The 24,983-nt window shown below is 63.3% G+C and carries 24 protein-coding genes; 11 read left to right on the forward strand and 13 right to left on the reverse strand.

Annotated elements, in window-relative coordinates; translation table 11 throughout:
* Positions 1–209: 209 nt before the first annotated feature.
* The gene (locus tag AC1RJY_RS11450) at positions 210–1,181 is read right to left on the reverse strand and encodes a D-2-hydroxyacid dehydrogenase family protein (RefSeq protein ID WP_498602431.1); all 972 of its coding nucleotides are present in this window, start codon (positions 1,179–1,181) and stop codon (positions 210–212) included.
* Positions 1,182–1,246: 65 nt separating this feature from the next.
* On the opposite strand from AC1RJY_RS11450, the gene AC1RJY_RS11455 reads away from it, so the two are divergent.
* Positions 1,247–3,064 carry a glycoside hydrolase family 2 protein gene (locus AC1RJY_RS11455; RefSeq protein ID WP_498602432.1) on the forward strand — a complete coding sequence of 606 codons (1,818 nt, stop codon included), beginning with the start codon at positions 1,247–1,249 and terminating at the stop codon, positions 3,062–3,064.
* A gap of 41 nt (positions 3,065–3,105) precedes the next feature.
* Here AC1RJY_RS11455 and AC1RJY_RS11460 read toward each other — a convergent pair whose 3' ends face one another.
* Both AC1RJY_RS11460 and AC1RJY_RS11465 read right to left on the reverse strand, forming a co-directional pair.
* A complete protein-coding gene (locus AC1RJY_RS11460) occupies positions 3,106–3,903 on the reverse strand; it encodes a glycerophosphodiester phosphodiesterase family protein (protein WP_011772845.1) in 798 nt (265 codons plus the stop codon).
* Positions 3,904–3,916: 13 nt separating this feature from the next.
* Positions 3,917–4,186, reverse strand: a complete 270-nt coding sequence (locus AC1RJY_RS11465) for a hypothetical protein (protein ID WP_014920316.1) — start codon at positions 4,184–4,186, stop codon at positions 3,917–3,919.
* A 135-nt stretch (positions 4,187–4,321) separates the two neighbouring features.
* Here AC1RJY_RS11465 and AC1RJY_RS11470 point away from each other — a divergent pair, with 135 nt between their 5' ends.
* The gene (locus AC1RJY_RS11470) at positions 4,322–5,188 is read left to right on the forward strand and encodes an SDR family oxidoreductase (protein ID WP_498602325.1); all 867 of its coding nucleotides are present in this window, start codon (positions 4,322–4,324) and stop codon (positions 5,186–5,188) included.
* The gene (locus AC1RJY_RS11475) at positions 5,185–6,114 is read left to right on the forward strand and encodes a methyltransferase family protein (RefSeq protein WP_014920314.1); all 930 of its coding nucleotides are present in this window, start codon (positions 5,185–5,187) and stop codon (positions 6,112–6,114) included. Before AC1RJY_RS11470 ends, AC1RJY_RS11475 begins: the two co-directional genes overlap by 4 nt.
* Here the strand turns inward: AC1RJY_RS11475 and AC1RJY_RS11480 are convergent.
* On the reverse strand, positions 6,111–6,920 hold the full coding sequence (locus AC1RJY_RS11480) for an HAD family hydrolase (RefSeq protein WP_187329940.1): 810 nt from the start codon (positions 6,918–6,920) through the stop codon (positions 6,111–6,113). The two genes, AC1RJY_RS11475 and AC1RJY_RS11480, sit on opposite strands and share 4 nt — an antisense overlap.
* Positions 6,921–7,005: 85 nt before the next feature.
* Here AC1RJY_RS11480 and AC1RJY_RS11485 point away from each other — a divergent pair, with 85 nt between their 5' ends.
* Complete coding sequence (locus AC1RJY_RS11485) at positions 7,006–8,064, forward strand: glutathione S-transferase family protein (RefSeq protein ID WP_011772840.1); 1,059 nt, start codon at positions 7,006–7,008, stop codon at positions 8,062–8,064.
* A gap of 15 nt (positions 8,065–8,079) precedes the next feature.
* On the opposite strand, the gene AC1RJY_RS11490 is transcribed toward AC1RJY_RS11485, so the two are convergent.
* On the reverse strand, positions 8,080–9,015 hold the full coding sequence (locus tag AC1RJY_RS11490) for a carbohydrate kinase family protein (RefSeq protein WP_498602326.1): 936 nt from the start codon (positions 9,013–9,015) through the stop codon (positions 8,080–8,082).
* A gap of 39 nt (positions 9,016–9,054) precedes the next feature.
* Positions 9,055–9,876: an alpha/beta hydrolase fold domain-containing protein gene (locus AC1RJY_RS11495; protein WP_498602327.1), complete on the reverse strand. Its 822-nt coding sequence runs from the start codon at positions 9,874–9,876 to the stop codon at positions 9,055–9,057.
* A 110-nt stretch (positions 9,877–9,986) separates the two neighbouring features.
* On the opposite strand from AC1RJY_RS11495, the gene AC1RJY_RS11500 reads away from it, so the two are divergent.
* The 3 genes from AC1RJY_RS11500 (at position 9,987) to AC1RJY_RS11510 (ending at position 13,714) form a co-directional block, all read left to right on the forward strand.
* Positions 9,987–11,093: a GTP pyrophosphokinase gene (locus tag AC1RJY_RS11500; RefSeq protein ID WP_011772837.1), complete on the forward strand. Its 1,107-nt coding sequence runs from the start codon at positions 9,987–9,989 to the stop codon at positions 11,091–11,093.
* Between the two features lie 22 nt (positions 11,094–11,115).
* Positions 11,116–12,612, forward strand: a complete 1,497-nt coding sequence (locus AC1RJY_RS11505) for a SulP family inorganic anion transporter (RefSeq protein WP_011772836.1) — start codon at positions 11,116–11,118, stop codon at positions 12,610–12,612.
* A gap of 106 nt (positions 12,613–12,718) precedes the next feature.
* Complete coding sequence (locus AC1RJY_RS11510) at positions 12,719–13,714, forward strand: bile acid:sodium symporter family protein (RefSeq protein ID WP_498602328.1); 996 nt, start codon at positions 12,719–12,721, stop codon at positions 13,712–13,714.
* Here the strand turns inward: AC1RJY_RS11510 and AC1RJY_RS11515 are convergent, their stop codons facing one another.
* Positions 13,715–14,719, reverse strand: a complete 1,005-nt coding sequence (locus AC1RJY_RS11515; protein WP_043469564.1) for a LacI family DNA-binding transcriptional regulator — start codon at positions 14,717–14,719, stop codon at positions 13,715–13,717.
* A gap of 129 nt (positions 14,720–14,848) precedes the next feature.
* Here AC1RJY_RS11515 and AC1RJY_RS11520 point away from each other — a divergent pair, with 129 nt between their 5' ends.
* Entirely contained in the window at positions 14,849–16,096 is a 1,248-nt protein-coding gene (locus AC1RJY_RS11520; protein ID WP_498602329.1) for a D-arabinono-1,4-lactone oxidase, read from the forward strand.
* Here AC1RJY_RS11520 and AC1RJY_RS11525 read toward each other — a convergent pair whose 3' ends face one another.
* From AC1RJY_RS11525 to AC1RJY_RS11540, 4 genes are read right to left on the reverse strand one after another with little or no spacing between them, the layout of a single operon-like run.
* Complete coding sequence (locus AC1RJY_RS11525; protein ID WP_498602330.1) at positions 16,097–17,857, reverse strand: acetyl/propionyl/methylcrotonyl-CoA carboxylase subunit alpha; 1,761 nt, start codon at positions 17,855–17,857, stop codon at positions 16,097–16,099.
* A gap of 7 nt (positions 17,858–17,864) precedes the next feature.
* A complete protein-coding gene (locus tag AC1RJY_RS11530; protein WP_498602331.1) occupies positions 17,865–19,532 on the reverse strand; it encodes a 5-oxoprolinase subunit B/C family protein in 1,668 nt (555 codons plus the stop codon).
* A 6-nt stretch (positions 19,533–19,538) separates the two neighbouring features.
* Complete coding sequence (locus AC1RJY_RS11535; RefSeq protein WP_014920307.1) at positions 19,539–20,888, reverse strand: MFS transporter; 1,350 nt, start codon at positions 20,886–20,888, stop codon at positions 19,539–19,541.
* A gap of 47 nt (positions 20,889–20,935) precedes the next feature.
* Positions 20,936–21,694, reverse strand: coding sequence for a LamB/YcsF family protein (locus tag AC1RJY_RS11540; protein ID WP_081589107.1), 759 nt, complete (start codon positions 21,692–21,694; stop codon positions 20,936–20,938).
* A 109-nt stretch (positions 21,695–21,803) separates the two neighbouring features.
* Between AC1RJY_RS11540 and AC1RJY_RS11545 the strand changes: the two genes are divergently transcribed.
* Positions 21,804–22,502 (forward strand): GntR family transcriptional regulator, encoded by a 699-nt coding sequence (locus tag AC1RJY_RS11545; RefSeq protein WP_011772828.1) that lies wholly within the window; start codon positions 21,804–21,806, stop codon positions 22,500–22,502.
* A gap of 107 nt (positions 22,503–22,609) precedes the next feature.
* Here the strand turns inward: AC1RJY_RS11545 and AC1RJY_RS11550 are convergent, their stop codons facing one another.
* Positions 22,610–23,335, reverse strand: a complete 726-nt coding sequence (locus AC1RJY_RS11550) for a LysR family transcriptional regulator substrate-binding protein (RefSeq protein WP_043469560.1) — start codon at positions 23,333–23,335, stop codon at positions 22,610–22,612.
* A gap of 33 nt (positions 23,336–23,368) precedes the next feature.
* Between AC1RJY_RS11550 and AC1RJY_RS11555 the strand changes: the two genes are divergently transcribed.
* Positions 23,369–23,818, forward strand: a complete 450-nt coding sequence (locus AC1RJY_RS11555) for a DUF5997 family protein (RefSeq protein WP_014920304.1) — start codon at positions 23,369–23,371, stop codon at positions 23,816–23,818.
* Positions 23,819–23,873: 55 nt separating this feature from the next.
* Here AC1RJY_RS11555 and AC1RJY_RS11560 read toward each other — a convergent pair whose 3' ends face one another.
* Positions 23,874–24,257, reverse strand: a complete 384-nt coding sequence (locus AC1RJY_RS11560) for a VOC family protein (RefSeq protein ID WP_043805646.1) — start codon at positions 24,255–24,257, stop codon at positions 23,874–23,876.
* 168 nt (positions 24,258–24,425) lie between these two features.
* On the opposite strand from AC1RJY_RS11560, the gene AC1RJY_RS11565 reads away from it, so the two are divergent.
* Complete coding sequence (locus AC1RJY_RS11565; protein WP_498602332.1) at positions 24,426–24,983, forward strand: hypothetical protein; 558 nt, start codon at positions 24,426–24,428, stop codon at positions 24,981–24,983.

Consider the following 24,983-nt stretch of genomic DNA (forward strand, 5'->3'; position numbering starts at 1 on the left):
GCCCGGCGCGTAATGTTGGCGATGGAAGGCCCTCTTTCCAGAGCGGCGCACCAATAGCCGCCACGCGCCCCCGTAACCTCTGGTGCGCTTGGCGTTACCGGGTGCGGCTAGCACGCCCACCGGGTGCGTGCGGCGCTAACGGGTGCGTGCGGCGCTAACGGGTGCGCTTGGCGCTAACGGGTGCGACGCGCGCACAGCAACGGCTGGAGCTACCCGCCAAGCACCCGCACAGGAGCCCCATCAAGCCACGCCTTCACATCTTCGAAGGCCCCACCGTAGAACTGGCGGTAGCTCTCGTGCGTCACGTAGCCGATATGCGGCGAGAGAACAGTCCGCGGGGAATGCAGCAGCGCATGGCCGGCCGGAAGGGGTTCCTCGTCGAAGACATCCAGTGCGGCGCCGCGGATCCACCCCTCTTCCAAGGCCCGGATCAGAGCTTCCTCATCCACCAAGGGGCCGCGGGCGGTGTTGATCAGCACGCCGTCGGGGCCGAGGAGCCGGAGTTCCTCCGAGCCAACTATGCCCTCGGTCCTCTCGGAAAGCCTCAAGTGCAGCGTCACGACGTCGGACTCCCTGAACAACTCTTCCTTGCTGACCTTGCGGGCTCCAGCCGCCTCAGCCGTTTCCGCCGTGAGGTTTTGGCTCCACGCGAGAACGTCCATCCCGAATGCCTTGGCGTACCCCGCCATCCGCTTGCCGATCTTGCCCAGTCCAACTATTCCAAGCGTCTTGCCTTCGAGTTCAAACCCAACTCCGGTCTGCCAGCCGCCGGCCCGCAGCGAGTTCTCCTCCACAGCCAGGTTGCGGGCAAAAGCGAGCAGCAAAGCCCACGTCAGTTCGGGCGCCGCAGCCGGTGAACCACCCGTTCCACACACTACGATGCCCCGCTCCGACGCAGCCTCGAGATCGATCGCAGCGTTGGCCATGCCAGTGGTTACCAGCAGCTTCAGGTTCGGCAGCGACTCCAGGACATCCTGTGGAAAACGGGTTCGCTCGCGCATCGCCACAATGATGTCGAACGGCGCCAAGGCGGCCACGGCTTGCTCTTTCGAAAGGAAAGGTGCGCTGAAGACGCTGACCTTTACGCCGTCGTCGAGCAGTGAATCCCACGGGGCATAATCGCCGGAGACCTGCTGGTAATCGTCAAGGATTGCTAAACGGAATCGGGTCACGGTATTCATCCTTGCGCGGCGGCCGGTGGTACTCAACCCCGTGGCACGTTAGGTTTTTGATTGTGAGCCAAAATGTGACCCTCGCCATGCCCAAACCCGAGCATCCCCGTCCGCAATTGGTCCGCGAGACGTGGATGAACCTCAACGGAACCTGGGGTTTTGAGATCGACGCCGGCGACTCCGGTCTGGAACGCGGACTCACCACCCGCGAACTCAACAGCGAGATCCTGGTTCCGTTCGCACCGGAATCGTCCCTTTCGGGGATCGAGCACGTCGATTTCATGGAAGCCGTCTGGTATCGACGAACAGTGACAATCCCTCAGGAATGGGCAGGTCAGAACGTCCTGCTGCACTTTGGCGCCGTGGATCACGACGCCACAGTTTGGGTGAACGGGGTTGAAGTAGCCCGCCACCGCGGCGGCTTCACGCCCTTCACTGCGGACCTCGAAGGAGTCGTCGAGCCCGGAACGGACGCTGTGATCGTGGTGCGGGCCAGGGACTCGCGGCACGAAATGCAGGCGCGTGGCAAGCAGGCCACTTGGTACAACAACACCCACTGCCAGTACACCCGGACCACCGGGATTTGGCAGACGGTGTGGATGGAAGCCGTCCCCGCAGTTCACATCAAGCGGCTCCGTATGACCCCCAACCTCGCGGACTCCAGCATCACCCTGGAGGTGCCCGTCAGCCAGAACAGGAGCGGGCACACGGTTACCGCCGTCCTGTCTGACGGTTCGGGGATGCGGATCGAGGAATCGGCGAAGGCCGATCTTGACCTCACTCCGTCACTCCGTCTCAGCATTCCGGAGGGCTCCCTCCGGCCCTGGTCCATCGAGGATCCTTTCCTCTACGACCTCGAGGTTTGTGTGCGGAACGGCTCCGGCGAGGTTGTTGACCACGTCAGCAGCTACGCAGCCGTGCGATCGATTGCGTTGGACGGCAAGGTTGTCCGCATCAACGGCAAGGCTGTTTTCCAACGGCTTGTCCTGGATCAGGGTTACTGGCCGGAGTCGCTCATGACCTCCCCGGACGAGGCAGCCCTGGTCAGGGACGTCGAGCTGTCCATGGCCGCGGGATTCAACGGTGCCCGCCTGCACCAGAAGGTCTTCGAAGAGCGATTCCTCTATCACGCGGACCGGCTTGGATACTTGGTGTGGGGCGAGTTCGGTGACTGGGGTGTCTCCGGCGGCGGCACCATAGGCCACAACCAGAAACCCACGGCGAGCTTCGTAGCCCAATGGCTCGAGGTGCTCAAGCGCGACTTCAACCACCCCTCGATCATCGGCTGGTGCCCCCTCAATGAGACACACCAGATTCTGCACGATCGGTTGACGGTCCTGGATGACGTCACGGAGGCCATGTTCCTGGCCACCAAGCTCGCCGACCCCACCCGGCCTGTCATCGACGCATCCGGTTACGCGCATCGGATCCGGGAAACGGACATCTACGATTCCCACTCTTACGAGCAAGACCCGGACCGCTTCCGCATTGAACAGCAAGGCCTGGCCGAGGGTAAGCCGTACATCAACCGCAAAGCCGACGGCGAGGAATACTCTGTGCCCTACGCCGGCCAGCCGTTCTTCGTCTCGGAGTTCGGTGGCATCTGGTGGAACGAAGTTGAAGCCCGCCAGGCGGTGAAAGGAAGCGATGTATCCACGTCATGGGGCTACGGCCAGCGCGTCAGCAGCGAGGAAGAGTTCTACACCCGCTTCGACGGCCTCTGCTCTGTGCTGCTGGATAACCCGGACATGTTCGGCTACTGCTACACGCAGCTAACGGACGTTTTCCAGGAGAAGAACGGCATCTTCAACTTCGACCGCAGCAATAAGTTCCACCTGGAGAGGATCCGCGCAAGCCAAACCCGTCCGGCCGCGATCGAGGGCGGCAACTAACCCCCGCCGAAATGGCAATTAATACCAACTCGCGCGGCGGTTTACGCCCACTGGCCCCGGCGCACCAGGACTTCCTTGAGCAGGTCAAGGCGGTCGGACACGATGCCGTCCACACCGAGGTCCAGGAGACGCTCCATCTCCACGGGATCGTTGACGGTCCACACATGCACTTGCCTGTCCAGGCGATGGGCGCGGCGTATGAACCCCGGGGTCACCACGGGGACCCGCCCGTAACGGACAGGGACTTGGAAGACGTCGACGCCGGCAAGCAGCTTGCGTGCCAAAGGCGCCGGAAGCACCGGGCCAAGTACAACGAACAGCGCGGTCAGCGAGCTGCCGGCAGAGGAAGCCACCCGACGGGACAGCCTGGAAAGTACTGCTCGTCGACGCCTGTCCGAAAAGCTGGTGACCAACACCCTGTCATGGACACCATGCTTCTCGATCGCAGCAGCCATGGGACCCACCGAGTTCCAGTCCTTGACGTCCAGGTTCAGCCGGGCATGGGGCAGGGCGGTAACCAGCTCATCAAAGGTTGGGACCGGCTCCACCCCGCCGATTCGGGCAGCAGCAACTTGGGTGGCGGTCAGCTCGGAAATCTTGCCCACTGAATCGGTAACCCGGTCCAGGGATGAATCGTGGAATACCAGCAATACGCCGTCGGCCGTCGTGTGGACGTCGGTTTCAAGGTGCACAGTTCCGAGTTCCGTCGCTGCCCGGAACGCGGCCATGGAATTCTCCAGGCCGTCCAACGAGAACCCTCTGTGGGCGAAGGCCAACGGGCCCACCGAACCGTCCTTGCGGAAGAAATAGGGCAGCGTCACTCCCGTAGCGTAGCCCATGGCGAAGGTGCGGTTAGCTCTCCTGCGGGAGGACCGCCGTCGATTGCGGAACGATCGCCACGCCGTCGCTGACATGCACCAGCGTCCGGCCGCGACCGCCGTCGAGCTCCACCCACACCGCGGTGGCATCGCCAGTAACGGCGTCCACCACTCCGGCCGATTCGAAGCCGGGCGTCAGCGTGACCTTGACCCGGTCTCCCTGGCGAAGCGACCGCCAGTGGTGATCCGGTTCGATGCGACGCATTGGCGCGGTATTGACGTTGTTGATCCTGCGCTTGGCCATGTTTCCCCCTGCAAATCCGACTTGTAAGACACGATGCGAACGGGTCCTTGGCTGGAAGCCTACGGGCGCAACGTGAACGCCGGTTGTATGGAGGCTGGGAACTGGATGACACTGCGGTACTGACAAACTAGGGGCATGACTGTGTTGATTGCCGGCTGCGGCGACCTTGGAACCGAAGCCGGACTCCGCTTCGCGGCCGCTGGCCATGACGTTGTGGGCCTTCGCAGGTCCCCTGAGAAGCTGCCGTCCGGGATCCGGGGTGTCTTCGCGGACCTCTCCAAGCGTGTGCCGGAATTACCCGCGGATGTGGACATCGTGGTGGTGGCTGTCGCGGCCGACGCTTCCACCGAAGAGGCGTACCGCGCGGCCTATCTGAACGGTGTAAAGAACGTCCTGGATGCGCTGGAACGGCAATCCATTGAGCCGCAGCGGATCCTCTTCGTCTCCTCAACGGCTGTGTACAAGGATTCCGGCGGAGCTGTTGTGGACGAATCAACACCCACGGAGCCCACACGGTTCAGCGGGAAAGTCTTGGTGGAGGCTGAGGAGCTGTTGTTCTCCCGGACTCGCGGCACGGCCACACAGCCCATCTCCCTAAGGCTCGGCGGTATTTACGGCCCTGGTCGCACCCGGCTGATCGACCAGGTCCGGACCGGCCAAGCCGTCATTCCCGCCCAACCCCGGCACACCAACCGCGTCCATCGGGACGATGCCGCGGCCATGATCGTCCACCTCACCACCATGACGCCAACCCCGGACAGGGTCTACGTTGGCGTTGATGATCACGCGGCGGAAATGGGCGACGTCATGCGCTTCCTCGCCTCTGAGATGGGATGCCCGGAACCCCCGACGGCGGAACCTGGCGGCGCGTCCGACGCCGGCCCCGGCAATAAGCGCTGTTCAAATGCGCGGATTAGGGCGACCGGTTTCGAATTCACCTTTCCCACTTACAAGGAGGGCTACCGCGCGTTGCTGGCAGGAGAGGGCGTGCGGCACCCGTGAATCGCGAGGCTCCTACCGCTTCGCGGGCGCAAGGGTGGGGCCGGATCTACTTCGCTGTCCAAGCCGTGGCTGGGCTGGCGTGGTGGGTGGGAGTTTTCCTGTCACCAGCCATTCGGACGGCCACTCTCGGCAGTCTGGACCCCGTTCTTGTGGCGGCCTTTGATGTTCCGCTGTTCGTCGTCGCTTCCGCTTGGGCCGCCTTCGGGGTGCGGGCCGGCGCGATGGTGGCTACCAGCTGGACCGGCCTCGTTGCGGTCGCCCTCGCCACCTACGCAACATTCAGTACCGAAGCCGGGTGGGGCGTCCTGATCATGCTGGCTGCGGCCGCTTGTTCAACCATTGCGCTGTTCCTTGTGGTGGAGGGCCGTGTCCCCACGGAGTTGATCGTGCGGGGGCCATTCGCGTTCCGTCCGGCACCCACCCTCCGCGGCGCTGCGGCTAACGTAGCGGCAACTATGGGTCAATTGGCCCTCTTTTGGGGACTCTTCCTGGTTGTGCTTCCGTCAGTCATCTGCTGGTTCGAGCAAAGGTGGGCCGTTTCGCTGGCTCTTCCCTCCACCGCAGCGCCAGCCGGCCTGGTGGTGCTGGTGCTGGCCAGTTGCCTCGGTATCGCGTCCGCGGTGACCATGTCCTCTGCCGGAGGCGGCACCCCTCTGCCCTCCGCCATGCCCAACCGCCTGGTTATCGCCGGACCTTACCGGTGGGTTCGGAACCCGATGGCGGTTGCCGGCATCACCCAAGGCGTTGCGGTTGGCCTGATCCTGGGCTCATGGCTCGTGGTCGCATACGCGGCGATCGGCTCGCTGCTGTGGAACTATGCTGTCCGGCCGCTCGAAGAAGCAGACCTCGAAAGCCGGTTTGGAGCCGAGTTCCGGCACTACCGTGATTCAGTACGCTGCTGGATTCCCCGCGTCGGGCGGAACTAGACCCGCTGCTCAGTCAGCTTTGCCTCGAGAATCTGAGCTACGCCGTCGTCGTCGAAGTGCGGCGCCTGCTGGCCAGCCGCCAGAATAGCTTCCGGGTGGCCGCTGGCCATCGCGTAACCGTGCCCGGCCCAGCGGAGCATCTCGATGTCATTGGGCATGTCCCCGAACGCCACAACGTCGGCGGCTTCGATCCCCAGCGACTCGGCGTACTGGGCGAGTGTGACGGCCTTGTTGATGCCCGGAACGGACATCTCCAGCATCGCCGTCCGCGGCGCTGAGTGTGTGGTGGACACAAGGTGGGCTACGGCGGGCTGCACCTCGGCAAGGAACTCGTCCGGGGTGCCTTCCCGGGTGATCGCCAGGAACTTTACGACGGCGTCATCCGCCGTGAGCGTCTCGGCCAGCGGTTTGGGGGTGAACTCCGCGAGCAGTTCGCTGGTTTCGTTCTCGATGAAGCCCGGCTCCAGCTGGAAACCCGTGAGGGTTTCGACAGCGAACAGGGCGTCAGGCCGGATGGATTTGATAATGCGGCGGGCTTCAAAGACGGATTCTGCGTCCAAGACACACGAGGACAGGGCCTTCTCGGTTTCGAGATCCCACACCACGGCACCGTTGGAACAGATCACGATCCCGCTGTGACCCAGCTGCTCCTGGAGCGGGTACAGCCAGCGCGGCGGACGACCCGTGACGAAGACGAGTTCCACCCCTGCGTCGCGGCACGCCTGGAATGCCTTGATGGTCCGGTCACTGATTTTTCCGTCGTGACCGAGGATGGTGCCGTCAATATCGCTTGCTACGAGCCGCATCATGTCAGTCTACGTGGGCTCAGCGTGGCCTAATCCCCCTTCGCTGACCGTGCACATTCCCAAAACCGGAGAATAGGCTGGGCTGATGAGTGACAAAACCATAAGCGAAGAGCACAGCACACGCGGCGCGTACGTCACCGGAAACGAGTTCAACCGGGATACCAACTACATCGAGGACCGCATCACCCGCGACGGCGCTTCAGGACCCAACGGCGAACCGGGTTGGCCAGTGGAACCCGGCCGGTATCGACTGATTGCGGCGCGGGCCTGCCCCTGGGCCAACCGGACGGTCATCGTCCGTAGGCTCCTGGGACTTGAGGATGTCATCAGCCTCGGCCAGCCCGGCCCCACCCACGATGCCCGATCCTGGACTTTTGATGTGGACCCGGAGGGCAAAGATCCCGTCTTGGGCATTGAACGGCTGCAGGAAGCGTACTTCCGCCGCTTCCCCGACTACCCGCGCGGCATCACCGTTCCGGCCGTAGTGGACATTGCCAGCGGCGCAGTAGTGACCAACAACTTCCCCCAGATCACGCTGGATTTCTCCACTGAGTGGACAGAGTTTCACCGTCCCGGCGCTCCGCAGCTGTACCCGGAGCACCTGCGGGAGGAGATCGACCAGGTCAACAAACGCGTCTTCACCGAGGTCAACAACGGCGTTTACAGGTGTGGCTTCGCAGGCTCCCAGGAAGCCTACGATGCCGCTTACACCCGCTTGTGGAACGCGTTGGACTGGCTCGAGGAACGGCTCACAGGCCAGCGGTACCTGGTGGGTGACTCCATCACGGAAGCAGACGTGCGGCTCTTCACCACCCTGGCACGCTTCGACGCCGTCTATCACGGACACTTCAAGTGCAATCGCAACAAGCTCAGCGAGATGCCGGCACTGTGGGGTTATGCCCGGGACCTGTTCCAGACACCCGGGTTCGGGGACACCACTGACTTTGTGCAGATCAAACAGCACTACTACATCGTCCACGAGGACATCAATCCCACGCAGATCGTCCCCGCCGGTCCGGATCTATCCGGCTGGCTCACTCCTCACGGACGGGAATCGCTCGGTGGCAGCCCATTCGGGGAAGGCACTCCCCCGGGTCCTGTGAAGGTCGGTGAGGAAGTGGCTGCCGGACACGGGGCAGGTTAAGCGCCTGCGCTCCGCTTAGGCCACACCATGGTTGAGCTCGGCCCGGGTGGGCGGATTGGCGCCTGCCCGTGACACGGTTACGGCAGCCGCCCGTGTTGCATGGTCCATGATGGCGGCCAGCGTTTCTGCGGGCATCGCCCTGAGGTCGCCGCGGTTCTGCGCGCCATCCAGGCCGTGATCCACAATCGCAGACAACAGCCCGGCCATGAAGGAATCCCCTGCTCCCACAGTGTCCACCACGTTCACGGACGGTGCGGGAACCTGGGTTTCGCCTGCCCTTGTGACGCCCCACGGCCCGCGTGAACCCCGAGTCACCACCACCAACGCCGGACCTTCTTCGCCGCCCAAAGACAGCCACCGACGCGCGGATTCCGTCGGATCAACACCGGGATACAGCCACTCGAGGTCCTCGTCAGAAGCCTTCACGACGTCGGACAGCACCACAAAGCGCTCGGCTTGCGTCCGCGCGTACTCAACGTCCGTAATAATGCTGGGACGGCAGTTGGGGTCGAAGCTGATGGTGCTGCTCGGGTGGGCATACTCGACGGCGGCAAGCACCTCCGCGGCGCCTGGCTCCAGGAAGGTGGCAATGGATCCCGTGTGCAGCAGGGTGGAGCCTTGCAGCATGAGCGGCAACCGTCCGGCGAGCCCGGGCAGCTCCCAAGCGAGGTCGAAAGCGTAGGTGGCGGCGCCGTCGTCGTCGATCTGCGCGGTGGCCACGCTGGTTGGCTTCTCGTCCGGCGGAAGCGGAACCATCACGGAACTCGAGCGCAAGTGCGCAGCAACGGAATCACCATAGGCGTCCCTGCCGTAGCGGCCGATGAACTGCACCGGGTGATCCAGCCGCGCCAAACCGACGGCAACGTTGAGCGGGCTCCCGCCCACATGCGCCTCGATTCCCGAGGAGCGTTGAACGACGTCGACCAGGGCTTCACCAATGACTGTCAGCATGGGACCACTCTGCCAGAGCCGGCCCCCACGAACCACAGGTTACGAGAGCAGCCGTTGCACCAGCTCGCGGCACTTCTTATACGCCACGGCCTTGGGGTCGATGAGGTCGAAGTGGTCACCCGGGACGCGCAACAACTGGGCCGCACTGCCTGCTGCCGTTGCAGCCGCGACATAAGCTTCGGACTGACTCGCAGGAACATCCTCGTCTTCTGTGGCGTGCACGGCATATACGGGGACGTCGATGGGCAAGGAACTCATGGGGTCGGCGTATTTATGCCGTTTGGGGTATCTACCGGAGTCCCCACCCATGAGGTTGCAGACCGCGCCGTTGCTGAGGTTCAGTTTCTCGGCGGCGGCGAGGTTCAGGAGGCCGGACTGGCTGACGACGCCCGTCAGGTGCACGGCGTTATCCTCCGGCCCGCGCTGGAGTTGGCGGTCGGCGTCGGGTGTTCCGATTTCAGAAAGCCGCTGCCGGCCTGCGGCCCAAACAGCCAAGTGGCCGCCGGCCGAGTGGCCCAGTGCCACCACCCTGCCGAGCTGAAGGTCGTGCTGGCCGGCGATTTCGGACAGATGGTCGATGCCGGCCAGGATGTCCTCGAAGGTATGAGGCCAACCACCGCCGTTTCCGGCCCTCCGGTACTCGAGGTTCCAGGCGGTGATGCCATGCGCGGCGAGATCGCGCGCAAGGGGCTCGCCAAGCTCAGCGCCGTACTGTGACCGCCAGTAGCCGCCATGGATCACAACGGCGATTCCACCGGCCACAGCTGATGCGCCGCGATGGTTTCCGTTGCTCGGTTCAGGTATGAAGAGTTCGCCCCACTGACTGGGGTGTTCGCCGTAGCTGTACTTGTGCCGCAACATTGCGCCCTCCTTTGTACTGAGCCTATCGTGACGATTCGGAAGTTTGGCTAGAGGCACCCCGACGGCGAGTGGCTCGGTTGAGTGTCGGACCCGCCCCGTAAGCTGGGGGCATGGCAAGCAATTGGGACAGCCTGGACCAGGCCCAGCGCGACGCAGTGGATGCGAATGTGGCGCTCTACGAGCGTGTTCGCCCTGCATTGAAGCGGGTCACACGGGATGTGCTGCTCACTCTGAGGGATATGCTGAACGATGCTGAGGTCACTCCGTTGTTTGTCACGGGGCGGACCAAAACCGTTGAGTCGTTCCGCGAAAAGATTTCCCGCACGGATGATCCGTTGGAGCCCGGCGGGCCGCGTGTACTCAAGTTCCCGGACCCGTTCCGCACGTTGAACGACATGGTGGGCATCCGTGTCATCACCAAGCTGCCGGCTGAGAACGCAGCGGTAGCCAACATCATCAAGCGGCAGCGTCAGCTCTTCGATTGCCGCGGCGACCGCGAGAAGGACATCGGCTCCATCGAGTCCGGAACGTACGGATACTCCAGCCGGCACCTCATCCTGCGGACCATCCAGAACGAGGCCGTGAAGGAGTACCAACACGTCTTCAATCCGGACATGCCCGCCAACGGCAGCTACTTCTTCGAGTGCCAGATCCGCACGGTGTTCGCACACGCTTGGAGCGAGATCGAGCACGACATCCGTTTCAAGGCCGAAGATCCGCGCGCTTGGACACCACATTTCGACCGCCAGTTCACGGCCACTGCCGCCATGTTGGAAACCGTTGAGAGCGCCTTCGCCGATCTTCACGAGCGTTATGAGGAAGTCCGCGGCTACTGGGATCTCGAAGGCGATGGAGGCATGCCCCTGACGCCAAACCGGGTACGCGACGTTTGGCGTACGCTCCTACCGCACGTTGACCGTAAAGTTGATGACGACTGGGGATGGGCTGCCGAGCTGCTCGCCGCACACGGACTCACCAAGACCGTGGAGCTAGCCGGCCTGCTCAGCGCCAACCGAATCACCGAGGTCCGCAAGGCTTTGGACCACCGTTACTCCCCCGGCCCCGACCGCCTCCTGGATGACCTCCTGCTGTGGCAGTACGGAACCGAACACATTGATCTCACCGCTGAGGCGCCCGACGTCGTCCCGCACCCGCGGCGCGACAGCCTCCAGCGGCGTCTAAAGCAGATTGAGCGCTACCGCCAGACAGCGCTCTAAGACAACTGCACTGTAAGGACCCATGACTCCCGAGCAACTCATGTCACTGCGGGCGACCTTTCGCTCGCCCCGCCGGCTCCTGACGGAGTCCCTCGCGGGACTCGTAGTGGCTCTGGCGTTGATCCCCGAGGCCATCGCGTTCTCGGTGATTGCGGGCGTTGATCCGCGCATCGGGCTGTTCGCGTCCTTCACCATGGGCGTGGTCACTGCCATTGTGGGTGGTCGCCCGGCCATGATCTCTGCGGCCACCGGTGCCGTGGCCCTGGTGATCGCTCCGGTGATGAAAGAACATGGGCTTGACTACCTGATTGCCACTATCATCCTGGCGGGCGTTTTCCAGATCATCCTTGCTGTCCTTGGCGTCACAAAGCTGATGCGTTTCATCCCGCGGTCCGTGATGATCGGATTCGTGAACGCCTTGGCAATTCTGGTGTTCATGTCCCAGATGCCCGAGCTCTTTGACGTGCCCTGGATGGTCTATCCGATCGTGGTGGTGGGTTTGGTGATCGTGTTCGGGCTGCCCCGCATCACCACAGCAATTCCTGCACCTTTGGTAGCGATCGTAGCCATCACGCTGGTCACTGTTTTGGGGAACGTCGACGTTCCCACCGTCAGCGATAAGGGCGAACTCCCGGACAGCCTGCCCGGATTCTTCCTGCCCAACGTGCCCCTGAACCTGGAGACGTTCCAGATCATTGCACCGTTTGCCTTGTCCATGGCGCTGGTGGGCCTTTTGGAATCGTTGATGACTGCCAAGCTCGTGGACGACATCACGGACACCCGTTCCAACAAGACGCGGGTCTCGTGGGGCCAGGGTGCCGCGAACATTGTCACGGGCTTCCTTGGTGGTCTGGGTGGTTGCGCAGTAATCGGCCAAACCATGATCAACGTCAAGGGCTCAGGGGCTCGCAGCCGGCTCTCCACGTTCTTGGCCGGCGTGTTCCTGCTGATCTTGGTGGTGGTCCTGGGTGACGTTGTGGGCATGATCCCCATGGCGGCGTTGGTGGCTGTGATGATCTTCGTTTCGCTGATTACTTTCGACTGGCACTCCATCCGGCCTTCCACACTCAAGCGCCTGCCGAAGTCCGAAACCGCGGTCATGCTCATCACTGTTGCCGCGGTGGTGGCGACGCACAATCTGGCGGTGGGTGTCGGCGTCGGCGTCGTGACCGCAATGGTGCTGTTCGCGCGGCGGGTGGCCCATTTCGCAACCGTGGAGCGGACCGAACTGGAACTCAACGGTGAAAGGGTTGCGACGTACACGGTGGACGGCGAGCTGTTCTTCGCTTCGTCCAATGATCTGTACACGCAATTCGATTACGCGAAGGATTCCTCGGACGGCATAGATCGGGTGATCATCGATCTGCACGGTTCGCACATCTGGGACGCCTCAACGGTGGCCGTGCTGGATTCGGTGACTGAGAAGTACCGGAATCACGGCCGGGAAGTGGAGTTCATTGGGCTCAACGAGGCCAGCGTCCGTATGCGTGAGCGCTTGGCCGGCAAGCTCAACTCCTAGCCCAACTAAGTAGCATTTGGGTGGTAAAGAGCGGTCATCTGACATATACGCTCCCCTGCAAGTAAAGAATTAGTGGGGGCTACGGGGCAGATGTGAGCATGGATGAATGCTTGAGGCAACCAATACCCCGTCGAAAACCGAAGAACCCGCTGCTCCCGCGAACGCCGCCCTTGCCGCTGAAGCCAAGATCGCGCGCATCGCCGTCACAGTGTTCCCGCTTCTCGTGGTGGTAGCCGGCGTCCTCGGCTTCCTGATTCCTGATCTGTTCAAGCCCATGGGCGTCGCGGTTCCTTATCTGCTGGGCGTCATCATGTTCTGCATGGGACTCACCCTGACCCCTCCGGACTTTGCCTCGGTGGCCCGCCGCCCCTTGGCTGTAGCGCTCGGCATCGTGGCGCACTACGTGATCATGCCCGGCGCTGGCTGGCTTATTGCCGTCCTTTTGCAGTTGCCGCCCGAACTGGCTGTCGGCCTGATCCTCGTTGGCTGCGCACCTTCCGGCACCGCCTCCAACGTCATGGCCTTCCTTGCCAAGGGCGACGTTGCGCTCTCTGTAGCCGTGGCCTCAGTCTCCACACTGATCGCGCCCATCGTGACCCCTGCCCTGACGCTCTTCCTGGCCGGATCTTTCCTGCACATTGATGCCGGCGCCATGGTGATGGACATCGTGAAGACCGTGCTGCTGCCGGTGATCGCAGGCCTCCTGGCCCGGCTATTCCTCTCGAAGCTCGTCGCAAAGGTGCTTCCGGCACTTCCGTGGGCATCCGCCGTCGTGATTTCGTTGATCGTGGCCATTGTTGTGGCGGGAAGCGCCAGCAAGATCGTTGCCGCAGGCGCCATCGTGTTTCTGGCAGTGGTCCTCCACAACGGTTTCGGCCTGGGCCTCGGCTACCTCGCCGGCAAGCTCGGCCGCCTGGACGACAAGGCGCGCCGCGCCCTCGCATTCGAAGTCGGCATGCAGAACTCCGGCTTGGCCGCGACGCTGGCGACTGCGCACTTCGGTGCGCTGGCCGCACTGCCGTCCGCTGTGTTCTCTTTGTGGCACAACATCTCGGGCGCAATCGTGGCTGCTTGGCTGGCTCGCCGTCCGCTGAAGGACTAGCTATCCCTGCGTGGTGCCGCGGCGGTGCAACTTCCACGGCGACGCTACCCGAATGCCCTCGGCAGGCGTAATTCCCGCCAAGCGATCGAGCAACATCCGGACTACCTGCTCAAAGATCGGTTCAGGTCCCACCGTTGTCAGGGCGGGATCGTAGTCCTGGCCCTCGGTAGAGTTTCCGACGCCCACAATCTGGACGTCCTCGGGGACGCGGAGGCCCAGTCGGTAAGCGGCACGGATGGTCTGCAGGGCTTCCATGTCGTCGGTGCACAAGATGGCAGTTGGCCTGTCCGGTAGCTGGAGCAACTCAAGGGCCGACTGATACGCCGTGGCCGGACGGTGGTGCGACGTCCTGACCAAAGACTCATCCAGCGCGATGCCCGCCCTCTCCAGTCCGGCTGCGTAAGCGGCGAACCGGCTCTTCGGCCTGCCGGCCGGGTCCGCTCTTCGAATGCAGCCAATCCTGCGGTGGGATGCGGTGAGGAACTCCATGCACTCGGCGAGCCCGGCATCGGCCTCGGGAGCAAGGACATCGAAACCCGCAGGCTTCATGGTTCCCGAGATCACCACCTGGGCGACGCCACGGCGTGCTAATTCCGTGACGGTTTCGTCCTCGGACCTGGCCTCTGGAAAGTAGCCGATGATGACGCCATCCGCGCCGCCGGACATCATGAACTTCCGCCAGTCATCACCCAAGAGGATCACCGGCTGGTAGCCACGCTCGGGAAGGATCCTTGCTGCGGCTGTGGCGAGGGCACGGTCCCACGGCCATTCAAGGTTGCCGATAGCCACCGCCACAACGTCCGTCTTGCCCCGACGCATGCCACGTGCGGCTTGATTGGGCACGTACCCCAGTTCCTTGACCGCTGCCAGGACCCGGTCCTGCGTGGGCTGACTGATCCGGGTAGTGCCGCCGTGCCGGCCGGAGAGCACATAGGACACGGTGGTCAGCGAAACCTCCGCCGCCATAGCTACGTCCCTGATGGTGGGCTTGGATCCCTTGCTCACGTGCAGCTCCTGATAGACGGCGGGTTTCTTGAACTCTAGCCGCAACGGCGTGGACACCCCTTGACGCAATTAGTTGTGAACGTTAACAATTGCGGGAGCCAATAAGTATCAGAGCGGGAAGATGATTCGATGAAGAACTGGGCAGGAAACCTTGAGTACTCGTCTGCGGACGTCCACAGTCCCACGTCGGTGGAGGAGCTGCAGGAACTCGTAGCCAACGCGTCGCGGATCAAAGCACTCGGTTCCCGGCACTCCTTCAACACGGTCGCCGACACCGACGGCACACACATCCTGCTGGACGCCCTGCCCCAGGAAGTCGTGCTGGACACCGCGAAGAATACCGTCAAAGTCAGTGGTGGCATCAGTTACGGAGCCCTGGGCCGCGCGCTCGAAGAGCAGGGCTACGCCATTCACAACCTCGCGTCCCTTCCGCACATCTCAGTGGCCGGCGCCATCCAAACCGGGACGCACGGCAGTGGAGTCAACAACCCCTCCTTGGCTGCCGCCGTCGTCAGTGTTGACCTGGTGCGCGCCTCAGGCGAGCTGGTGACCCTCACGGCGGACGACGACGAATTCCTCGCCAACGTGGTGGGAATGGGCGCTCTAGGCATCGTCACAGGGCTGGAACTCGCGGTCCGGCCGAGCTATGACGTCCGGCAGCGTGTGCTCACCGGACTTTCCTGGGAAGGAGCGCTGGCAAACTTTGAGGCCATCGCTTCCAGCGCTTACAGCGTTAGCTTCTTCACCGACTACACCGGCGACACCATCCCGCAGGTGTGGTTCAAAGCCCTGGACTCCGAGGCTCCGCTGACCGACCTCTTTGGGGCAACGGCTGCGACGGCGGCCATGCATCCCTTGCCGGACATGTCAGCCGAGAACTGCACCGAGCAACTGGACGTCGCCGGCAAGTGGCTGGACCGGTTGCCGCATTTCCGCCACGAATTCACCCCGAGCAACGGCGAGGAACTGCAAAGCGAGTTTCTCCTTCCCCTGGAACAGGCACCCGCCGCGCTGCGGGCTGTACGGGAACTCGCCCATAAGTTCGCGCCGCTGCTGTTCGTCTCCGAGATTCGCACCGTGGCCGCCGACGAGTTCTGGCTTAGCCCGTTCTACCAGCAGCAAAGCGTGGCACTCCACTTCACGTGGAAGCCGCTGCAGGCCGAGGTAGAAGCAATACTCCCCGAGCTTGAAACAGCACTAAGGCCTTTTGGCGCCCGCCCGCATTGGGGCAAGCTCTTCACACCCGGCGAGTACGACTTCGCGGCGCTCTACCCGCGCTTCGAGGACTTCCGTGCTCTAGTCCAGGCCAACGACCCCACGGGGAAGTTCTCCAACAGCCTCCTGGACAGCGTGCTGGGTGTGGCCGTTACCTCGTAACTACTCGATGTGGGCCAGCACTGCACCCGCAGTCACCACTCCACCGGGAGCCGACGACACCTCGGAGAGTGTGCCCGTACGGTGTGCCGGGACCTGGGTTTCCATCTTCATGGCTTCAAGAACCACCAAAGGGTCCCCGGCAGCTACCGCAGTACCGGGCTCCACGAGCCACTTCACCACCGTGCCGGCCATGCTGGAGACCAAGGCGGATTCGGCGGGCGAGTCAGTGCTGTCCGAGGATCCGGGCAGTCCCGTAACGTCCGCCGTGGCCGGGAGCCCGTGGCCGGAGCGTGCCCAGCCGTCCAGCAGGTCTGCGGGAAGCCCCACTGCGAGCCGTTTGCCGTCGACATCCACCGTGATGGTCCTGCGTTCTCCGCTCGGGGCAATGACGTTGTAGTCAGGATCCACGGGGATCTGGTCCGCGAAGTCGGTCTCTATCCAGCGCGTGTGTACGCGCAGGCCAGCCACTGACGTGAAGTCGTCGGACTCCAGAACCGCGCGGTGGAACGGCAGAACTGTAGCCAGGCCGGTGATCTTGATTTCTGCGAGGGCACGGCGCGCACGGCGAAGGGCTTGCTGTCGGTCGGCTCCAGTGACTATCAGCTTGGCAAGCAAGGAGTCGAACTGCGGTGCCACGAATGAGCCGGACCGTACGCCTGTGTCGATGCGGATGCCGGGACCAGTGGGCGCCTCAAAAGAAGCCACTGTTCCCGGGGACGGCAGGAAGCCGCGGCCTACGTCTTCGGCGTTGATGCGGAACTCGAACGAGTGCCCTCGAGGAGTCGGGTCTTCGGAAATGCTCAGCGGCAGACCTGCAGCGATCCGGAACTGCTCCTGCACCAGGTCAATCCCGGCAGTTTCCTCCGTGATGGGGTGCTCCACCTGAAGTCGTGTGTTGACTTCAAGGAACGCCACGGCTCCGTCCGCCGAAACCAGGAACTCCACGGTCCCGGCGCCGTAATAGCCGGCTTCACGGATGATTGCTTTGGAGCCCTCGTAGATCTTTTGCCGCTGCCTATCGCTCAGGAAGGGGGCGGGGGCTTCTTCCACGAGCTTTTGGTGGCGACGTTGGAGTGAGCAGTCGCGGGTGCCCACCACAATGACGTTGCCCAGCTTGTCCGCGATGACCTGTGCCTCGACGTGCCGCGGCCGGTCCAAGTACTGTTCCACGAAGCACTCGCCACGGCCGAAGGCAGCCACGGCCTCACGGACTGCAGAGTCGAACGCTTCTTCCACTTCAGCGAGCTCGCGAACCACCTTCAGCCCACGGCCACCGCCCCCAAATGCAGCCTTAATAGCCAGCGGAAGACCGTGTTCCTCCGCGAAGGCCCGGGCTTCCGCAGCAGAGGACACCGGTCCGTCACTACCTGCAACCAACGGCGCACCGGCCCGGACAGCGATCTCGCGGGCCGTGATCTTGTTGCCCAACTGGCGAATAGACTCCGGTGAGGGACCGATCCACTCGAGTCCGGCGTCGAGGACTGCTTGTGCAAAGTCCGCGTTCTCGGACAAGAAGCCGTATCCGGGATGGACGGAATCCGCGCCGGACTGCTCCGCAACGGCCAGCAGCTTTTCAATGTTCAAGTAGGTGTCAGCCGGCGAATTGCCGCCCAGGCTGAAGGCTTCGTCAGCAGCGCCAACGTGCATGGCATCGGCATCGATGTCTGCGTAGACGGCGACTGACTGGATGCCGGCGTCGTCACAGGCTCGGGCGACACGGACAGCGATTTCGCCACGGTTCGCGATCAGGACCTTGCGCATCAAATACTCACTTCTCTGGGGTCTTGGTAGTAGTCGTGGTGAAGTCTGCGGAATCCGGAACCAGCCGGAAGCGGATTCTTCCGCCAATGGGAACCTGTGCAGCTCTATCCAAGTGTTCGTCCCGCACCACGCCGATCACGGGATATCCGCCGGTGATGGGGTGGTCCGCCAGGAAGAGGACGGGCAGTCCCGCGGGCGGGATCTGGAGGGCGCCAGCCATGGTGCCTTCACTGGGAAGCTCACCTTCCCGTGTTCTCTCCAGCGGCTTGCCGTCCAGGCGCATGCCCACGCGGTTGGACTGGGGCGTGACAAGCCATTCCTGGTTGCAGAGGGAATCGAGGGCTTCTTGGTCGAACCAGTCGGCGCGCGGCCCGGGGACAACGTCCAGCACTGTGACACCCGCGCCAGGGAAGTCCGGCTGCAATTCGGGGGCGCCAACAGCCGTGGACGCAGTTTGCTCGCCGGTGGCGAGGACCTGCCTGATGGCCAGCGGTGCGGGCCCGATCCCTGACATCGTGTCCGCGGATCTGCTGCCCAAGACCTCCGGGGCGTCCACTCCGCCACGGATCGCCACGTAGTTTCGGAACCCCGATTCCGGAGCGCCCAGGGTGAGGACTTCGCCGTCGAGCAATGCGAAAGGTGCGGCCATGGGAACGGTCCGCCTCGCACCCGGCCGGGCGCCGCCGTCGTCGTCGTCGTCAGACGCAACCCACGACGGCGACTCGATGGTCAGCGTCGTCGGCGCACCGGTCACGGCAATCACCTGATCACCCACAGCTTCCACCGTGAGCCCGCCATTGACGGATTCGATGGCAGCGGCTGAGGAAGCGTTCCCGACCAGCCGGTTGGCGCGCCGCAACGAGGCCCTGTCCAGGGCCCCCGCAGCAGACACGCCCAACGGACCAAAACCTCGCCGGCCGAGATCCTGAATCAGGCTCTGCGCGCCCGGATTGAGAATCCTCAGTCCGGACTCAGTGTGGTGCTCCTTTTCGGGTTCGCGCGCCGGAGTGTCACTGGTGGTCACGACTTCCCGGACTGCCCGATACTGCACACGATCGCCCGGCCTTACGAGGGCTGGCTGCGATCGGTTCAGGTCCCACATCCGTGCGCCGGTCCGGCCGATCAGCTGCCAGCCACCCGGGGAACGGCGCGGGTAGACGGCAGAATACTGACCACCGAGGGCCACCGATCCTGCAGGAACCGCTGTGCGCGGGGATGAGCGGCGAGGAACCGTGAGCGCTTCATTCTCGCCCACCATGTAGCCGAAGCCGGGCGCGAAGCCAGCGAAGGCTACGGTCCAGATCTGGCCGGTGTGCGCGGCAACGACGCCTTCCACGCTGAGCCCGGTGAGCTCCGCGACATCGGCGAGGTCGTCGCCGTCGTACACGGTATCTATGACCACCAGTCCGGAGTCAGTGACCTCCGGCGCCGTCAGTTCCAACTCCATGAGCCGCGCGCCTATGGTGCGGGTTGCCGCTGCGGACTCGCCCACCACCATGACCGTTTCTGCGGCGGCAAGTACGTCCACCTGACCCGGAAGCGGTGACTTATAGAGCATGTCCTGCAGGGCGAGGACGTCCTGCAGTCCGTCCAGCTCGGCCAGCACCGCACGGGTGCCGACGGGTCTGACAGAGCGGACCCTTTTAGCGGTGGTGGTTTGCATCACGGTTTCCATCTTTAGTTACGCCGCCGGCTGAGCGTGCGTCCCCTGCATCAAACGGACGTCTTCTTCCGGCTTGGGGTCACGGCCGAGGAGCATGCCCACGATTGTGATGATGGCCGCCAGAAGGATGTAACCGGCGATCAGGTACCAGCCACCGCCAGCTGCACCGTAAAGAGCGGTGAAGATGATGGGTGCAACTGCTCCACCGATCACACCGGCCAGGGTGTAGGCCAGCGAGCTGCCGGCGTACCGGAGCCGGGCGGGGAACTGTTCGGTGATGAAGGCCGCCTGAGGACCGTACATGAAGGCGTGGAGGGCCAAGCCGATCACGGTGCCAATGGTGAGCATGGCCACGGACTTGCCCTGGATCATGAGGAAGAACAGCGGGATGTAGGCTGCCGTGGCCGCTGCGGCGATTCCGTAGACCCACCGGCGGTTGAAGCGGTCCGTCAGGGCGCCGGCCAGCGGGATCAGGAAGAGCTGGAACGCAGAGCCAATCAAGATGGCGGAGAGGACGTTGCCTGTGGTCATGCCCAGTTCCTTGGTGGCGTAGACGGCTACGAACACCGTGAACAGCGCGTAGAGAATGTCAGGGCAAACGCGGGAAAGTGCTGCGGCGACCAAGGCCTTGGGCTGGGTGGTGAAGACTTCCTTGATGGGAGCCTTGGGACGGTCGCCGTGGGCCTGGATGGCCTTGAAGACCGGGGTTTCTTCGAGCTTGAGTCGGATGATCAGGCCGAAGACCACCAGCAGTGCGGAAGCAAGGAAGGCTACGCGCCAGCCCCAGGAGAGGAATGCTTCTTCGCTGAGGGAAGCGGCAAGGATTGCCAGGACACCGTTGGCCATGAGATTGCCGGCGGGCGGGCCGATCTGGGCCGCGGAGGACCAGAAGCCGCGCTTGTTGGGGTCACCGAATTCGCTGGACAGCAGCACTGCGCCACCCCATTCGCCACCAACACCAATACCCTGCGCCAGACGCAGCAGCACAAGAATAGTGGGTGCCGCTACGCCGATCACAGAGTAGTCGGGCAGCGCCCCGATGAGCACCGTGGCCACACCGATCAGGACCAGCGTGAAGACCAGGACGTACTTGCGGCCGATCTTGTCACCGAGGCGCCCGAAGATCACGCCACCGATGGGTCGAGCCAGGTACCCAACCGCGAAGGCTGAGAAAGAGAGCAGCAGCGCAACGAATTCGTCGTTGCCCGGGAAAAAGATCTTGGGGAAAACGAGTGCCGAGGCCACCGAGTAGATGGCGAAGTCGTAGTACTCAAGCGACGTGCCGGTGAGGCTGGCGACGTACGCCTTGATGGCGCCGGGCGGTGGCTTCCTTGTCGCTGCCTTGGCTGCGTTGTTGGTGCTGGTCATGATGTTCTCCGGGGGGATGAGGGATGGTGCGGGGAGCCCGGGGCGGGCTAGAGGAACGAGCCGATGCTGACGTCGGCGTCGGCCAGAGCGGACTTCACAGCGGTAGCCATTGCCACGGCTCCCGGTGAGTCACCATGCACGCAGATGCTTTCTGCGCGGATTTTCAGGATGGAACCGTCAACGGTCTTGACGGATTGTTCGGTAGCCATCCGAAGAACGTGTTCGGCCACTTCGGCGGGATCATGCAGAACCGCGCCCGGCTGGGAGCGCGAGACAAGCGTGCCGTCAGGGTTATAGGCGCGGTCTGCGAACGCTTCGGAAACAGCCCGGAGGCCGGCTTCCTCTGCGAGACGCAGGACTTCGGAACCGGGAAGGCCGAGGATCGGGAGGTTGGGGTCAACCGATTTCACGGCGTCTACGACGGCACGCGCCTGGGCGGTGTGCTTCACGATTGCGTTGTAGAGACCGCCATGCGGCTTCACGTACTGGACGCTGGCTCCCGTGGTGGCCGCCAACGCTTGCAGCGCACCGATCTGGTAAACCACGTCATCAGCCAGTTCCATGGGATCGATGTCCATGAAGCGGCGGCCGAACCCAGCGAGGTCGCGGTAGCCAACATGGGCGCCAATCACGACGCCGGCCTTGGCCGCCTTTTCGCACGTGCTGCGGATGACGCTGGGGTCGCCAGCATGGAATCCGCATGCAACATTGGCACTGGAGACGGACTCGAACATGGCTGCGTCATCGCCGAGTGTCCAGCGTCCGAAAGACTCTCCGACGTCGCTGTTCAAATCGATGATTGCCATGATGTGATCCCTGCCTCGTGATGTGCGTTACATCCAGCATGCATCAAATCGCCGGATTGTTCAACAATCCAGCGATCCGAATTGTGGGTAATCGTGTAATTTTGGAGTTATGGCCGGTGCAGATCAGGATTCCAGCGAACACGCCGGCTTTGATAGCGCGCGGGCACGGGTACGCATGAAGGTCCCGTCCGTTGCGGAGAGGGTCGCCGAAGAACTGCGCTACCAACTTGCTGAGGGCTTCCTGGTCCCAGGCGCCAAGCTCACCGAAGCCACCATCGCTGAGGATTTGGGCGTCTCCAGGAACACGGTCCGCGAAGCGTTCGCCGAGCTGGCCGGGGAGCGGCTACTGCTGCGTCAGCCAAATAAGGGTGTATTTGTGGCCACCCTAGAAGCAGGCGACATCCACGACGTCTACACAGTTCGTCGCGCAATCGAGGTCAGCTCTATCCGAGCGGGTGGTTCGCCGGAACGCATTGCCGCCGTCAGGGCCGCCGTCGAAGAGGGCAAGCGCGCCGCTGCCGCCAACGATAATGAGGGATTGGGCAGCGCAAACCAACATTTTCATGGAGCAATAGTTGCCTTGGCCGAGAGCAACCGGCTGAACACGATCATGGCCCAGATCCTGGCCGAGATGCGGCTCTACTTTCATAAGGCCACCATGAACGCCCACTTCTACAGCGATTGGCTGAAGGAAAATGAGCAGATCTGCTCAGCGTTGGAAGCCGGCGAGCGGGAACGCGCCGGGGACCTGCTCCTGGCCTACCTCAACCGTTCTGAACAGCAGCAAACCGCCATCCACGGCGAGTAAGCCCGGAATAGGCCGCGTTCCTCCCCGGTTGCCTCAGGCGAAAGAGCAAAAAGCCAGCGATCTGGCCGCAAAATCCGGCACGTCCACCCGCTAAGTGGGCAGGAGCGTCACCGTTTGCCCTTCTTGCGTGAACCCTTGCCACGGCCTTTGTCCGGATTCGGGGCGTATCGCTGCGCCACTGCCGGTTTCTTGGGGCCGCCACCACGACGATCAGGCTTAGGCGCCTTCTTGGGCTTCTCCTGCTGGGCTGAAGGCTGGCGCGAGCTCTGCGCTGTCCGGCCCCGCACGATCCCTATGAACTCCTCGATCACGGGACTGTCCGTTCCAAGCAGCCAGGCAAGGCCGATCTGCGTCCCGGGAGCACCGGTAAGGCGACGCATTACAGTGTCCTTGGCGTTCAGGTGACGTGCCACGGACATCGGCATGATCACCAGACCGGCACCGGATGCGACCACCTGGAGGGCCATGTCCGGCCCGCCCATCTCGTCAACATCCAGGAAGTTCTCCTCGGCGAGGTCTTCCAGCGCGACTTCCTCAAACACCGAGATCTCGTGCCCCTTGGGAGCTACCACCACGGGCTGCTCTTCGTACAGGGGGATGACGTTGAGGCCTTCACGGTCCACGGGCAACCGGACGAAACTGAGGTCTGCGGAACCGTCACGCAACACCGAAACCTGAGCGGCGTCGTCGGACATGAAGGAGTGCAACGGGAAATTGGGCATCCGCTCTTCCCACCGCCGGATCCATTTCCCAGGAGTCACGCCCGCAACATAGGCGAAGCGGAGGCCGGCTAGGGGTTCGGTTGTTTCGGCGGAATCTTCAGCGTCTGGCACACACTCACAGTACCGGCCAGATACCCTTGAAGCATGACGTCCTCGAACTCCCAGTCCATGAAGCCGGCAACAGTTGCCAAGAAACTCGGCATCTACCTGCCCGCAACACCCCAGGAGTTCCAGGATTCGTCCATCTCCCGTGAGGAATTCGCCGAACTCCAGGCCAACCCGCCGGAGTGGCTCGCCGAACTGCGCCGCAACGGCCCGCACCCGCGCCCGGTAGTCGCGCACAAGCTCAACATCTCCATTAGCGGCCTCGCCCGCGGCGGCGTTGAGGAGGCACTCACGACCGCGGAAATCACCGAGCTGCTGCAGGCTCCGCCGCAGTGGCTGGTCACCGAGCGCGCCACGCACGCAGCTGTCCGCTCCGAAGCGCAGCGCGTCAAGGATGAAGCCGCAAAGAAGGCCGCCACCAAGGAAGCCCGGGACAACGCAGCCGCAAAGCGCGACGCCCCGAAGACTTCCAAGCGCGATCACGCGTAGCTTTCACTAGCTGTGGCCGGGACTTGATGTCCCGGCCACAGTTGTTTAAGCCGAGCTAGTCTTGATGGAGCTGAATGAAGTTGCCGCAACCGTCGTCGAAGACTGCGCTGACTCCGGAGGGATCCTCTGACGGTTCACCTTGAAACTTCACGCCGGCGGCAAGCAAACGCTCATACTCAGCCTGGACATCGGGCACGCCGAAGGTAATGGCGGCCAATCCGGACTCATGCAAAGCGTTCATGTAGTTCGAGGCGATGGGGTTGTCACTGGGCTCCAGCAACAGCCCGGGAGAACTGCTGTTGTCAGCCCCGGGATCCTTGATGATGAACAGGTTGTACTCCGGCATAGCCATCAAGGTCTCAAAACCCAGGGTCTCCGTGTAGAAGACATGGGCGGCCGCGGGGTCCTTGACGTGGATACTGCACATTTTCAGTCTCATGGTGCCTAGGCTACGCCCCGGGTCTGACAGGGCCCGGGCAGCAATCACCCTCATTCGGACAATTCACCTGCGCGTGCGGTGGTGAATTGTCCGGTGGAAGGTGTCGCCCGCGCAGGCACTAGCGCATACTGAAGTCAAAGCAGCGTGATGTCGCCTGGAGGTGGTCCGATGCCCGCCATGATGCTCCTGTGGGGTGTAGTTCTGGTTCTCGCAACCGCAGCAACCACATACGTCCTGCACAGGAAACTGACCCACGGCCGCGGCCCTGAGCCGGACGGGCTCTTTTGGGATGTTTTCGGGGGGCTCGTAGTCATAGCACCCGCCATCCTCGTCCCCACCGTGCAGTGGTCTCCGGCCGGACTCATCATGGTTTTCGTCGGAATCGCCACCGCGGCAGGAACCGTGGTAAGCATCCGCAAAGTGGAGCGGATCCACGCAGCCGAGCCCCGGCGTCGTGCTGGCTTCCCGGACGATGCTGCCCGCCACGAGAGCATCCTGGAGCGGTGGCGTCGCTACGAACTCGATCCGGCGAAGACCATCGATTTCCCAGCCATGACGGATGTGAGGTCTGCGGAAACGGCGGCGCTCACGCGGGCCATGCGCGAGGCCGAATACTGCAAGATGACAGCCGGCACCGACTACCGTGCCGCCGTCGAGCGCCTTGCTGAAGCCCTCGCCGCAGCGGAGCGGGCAGCAGGAGTCCCCGCCCTACCCGCGCCGAGGTAG

The sequence above is a fragment of the Arthrobacter sp. GW822-FHT05G07 genome (assembly GCF_058799755.1).

Bases quoted from the DNA above. Each gene is read 5' to 3' on its own strand.
- AC1RJY_RS11520 (WP_498602329.1), top strand. From the start codon at position 14,849: ATGAAGAACTGGGCAGGAAACCTTGAGTACTCGTCTGCGGACGTCCAC.
- AC1RJY_RS11565 (WP_498602332.1), top strand. From the start codon at position 24,426: ATGCCCGCCATGATGCTCCTGTGGGGTGTAGTTCTGGTTCTCGCAACC.
- AC1RJY_RS11490 (WP_498602326.1), bottom strand. From the start codon at position 9,015: ATGCTGACAGTCATTGGTGAAGCCCTGGTCGACGTCGTTCAACGCTCC.
- AC1RJY_RS11450 (WP_498602431.1), bottom strand. From the start codon at position 1,181: ATGAATACCGTGACCCGATTCCGTTTAGCAATCCTTGACGATTACCAG.
- AC1RJY_RS11495 (WP_498602327.1), bottom strand. From the start codon at position 9,876: ATGTTGCGGCACAAGTACAGCTACGGCGAACACCCCAGTCAGTGGGGC.
- AC1RJY_RS11470 (WP_498602325.1), top strand. From the start codon at position 4,322: ATGACTGTGTTGATTGCCGGCTGCGGCGACCTTGGAACCGAAGCCGGA.
- AC1RJY_RS11505 (WP_011772836.1), top strand. From the start codon at position 11,116: ATGACTCCCGAGCAACTCATGTCACTGCGGGCGACCTTTCGCTCGCCC.
- AC1RJY_RS11465 (WP_014920316.1), bottom strand. From the start codon at position 4,186: ATGGCCAAGCGCAGGATCAACAACGTCAATACCGCGCCAATGCGTCGC.
- AC1RJY_RS11555 (WP_014920304.1), top strand. From the start codon at position 23,369: ATGACGTCCTCGAACTCCCAGTCCATGAAGCCGGCAACAGTTGCCAAG.
- AC1RJY_RS11525 (WP_498602330.1), bottom strand. From the start codon at position 17,857: ATGCGCAAGGTCCTGATCGCGAACCGTGGCGAAATCGCTGTCCGTGTC.
- AC1RJY_RS11480 (WP_187329940.1), bottom strand. From the start codon at position 6,920: ATGCGGCTCGTAGCAAGCGATATTGACGGCACCATCCTCGGTCACGAC.
- AC1RJY_RS11510 (WP_498602328.1), top strand. From the start codon at position 12,719: ATGCTTGAGGCAACCAATACCCCGTCGAAAACCGAAGAACCCGCTGCT.
- AC1RJY_RS11545 (WP_011772828.1), top strand. From the start codon at position 21,804: ATGGCCGGTGCAGATCAGGATTCCAGCGAACACGCCGGCTTTGATAGC.
- AC1RJY_RS11535 (WP_014920307.1), bottom strand. From the start codon at position 20,888: ATGACCAGCACCAACAACGCAGCCAAGGCAGCGACAAGGAAGCCACCG.
- AC1RJY_RS11560 (WP_043805646.1), bottom strand. From the start codon at position 24,257: ATGAGACTGAAAATGTGCAGTATCCACGTCAAGGACCCCGCGGCCGCC.
- AC1RJY_RS11530 (WP_498602331.1), bottom strand. From the start codon at position 19,532: ATGGAAACCGTGATGCAAACCACCACCGCTAAAAGGGTCCGCTCTGTC.
- AC1RJY_RS11460 (WP_011772845.1), bottom strand. From the start codon at position 3,903: ATGGGCTACGCTACGGGAGTGACGCTGCCCTATTTCTTCCGCAAGGAC.
- AC1RJY_RS11500 (WP_011772837.1), top strand. From the start codon at position 9,987: ATGGCAAGCAATTGGGACAGCCTGGACCAGGCCCAGCGCGACGCAGTG.
- AC1RJY_RS11485 (WP_011772840.1), top strand. From the start codon at position 7,006: ATGAGTGACAAAACCATAAGCGAAGAGCACAGCACACGCGGCGCGTAC.
- AC1RJY_RS11540 (WP_081589107.1), bottom strand. From the start codon at position 21,694: ATGGCAATCATCGATTTGAACAGCGACGTCGGAGAGTCTTTCGGACGC.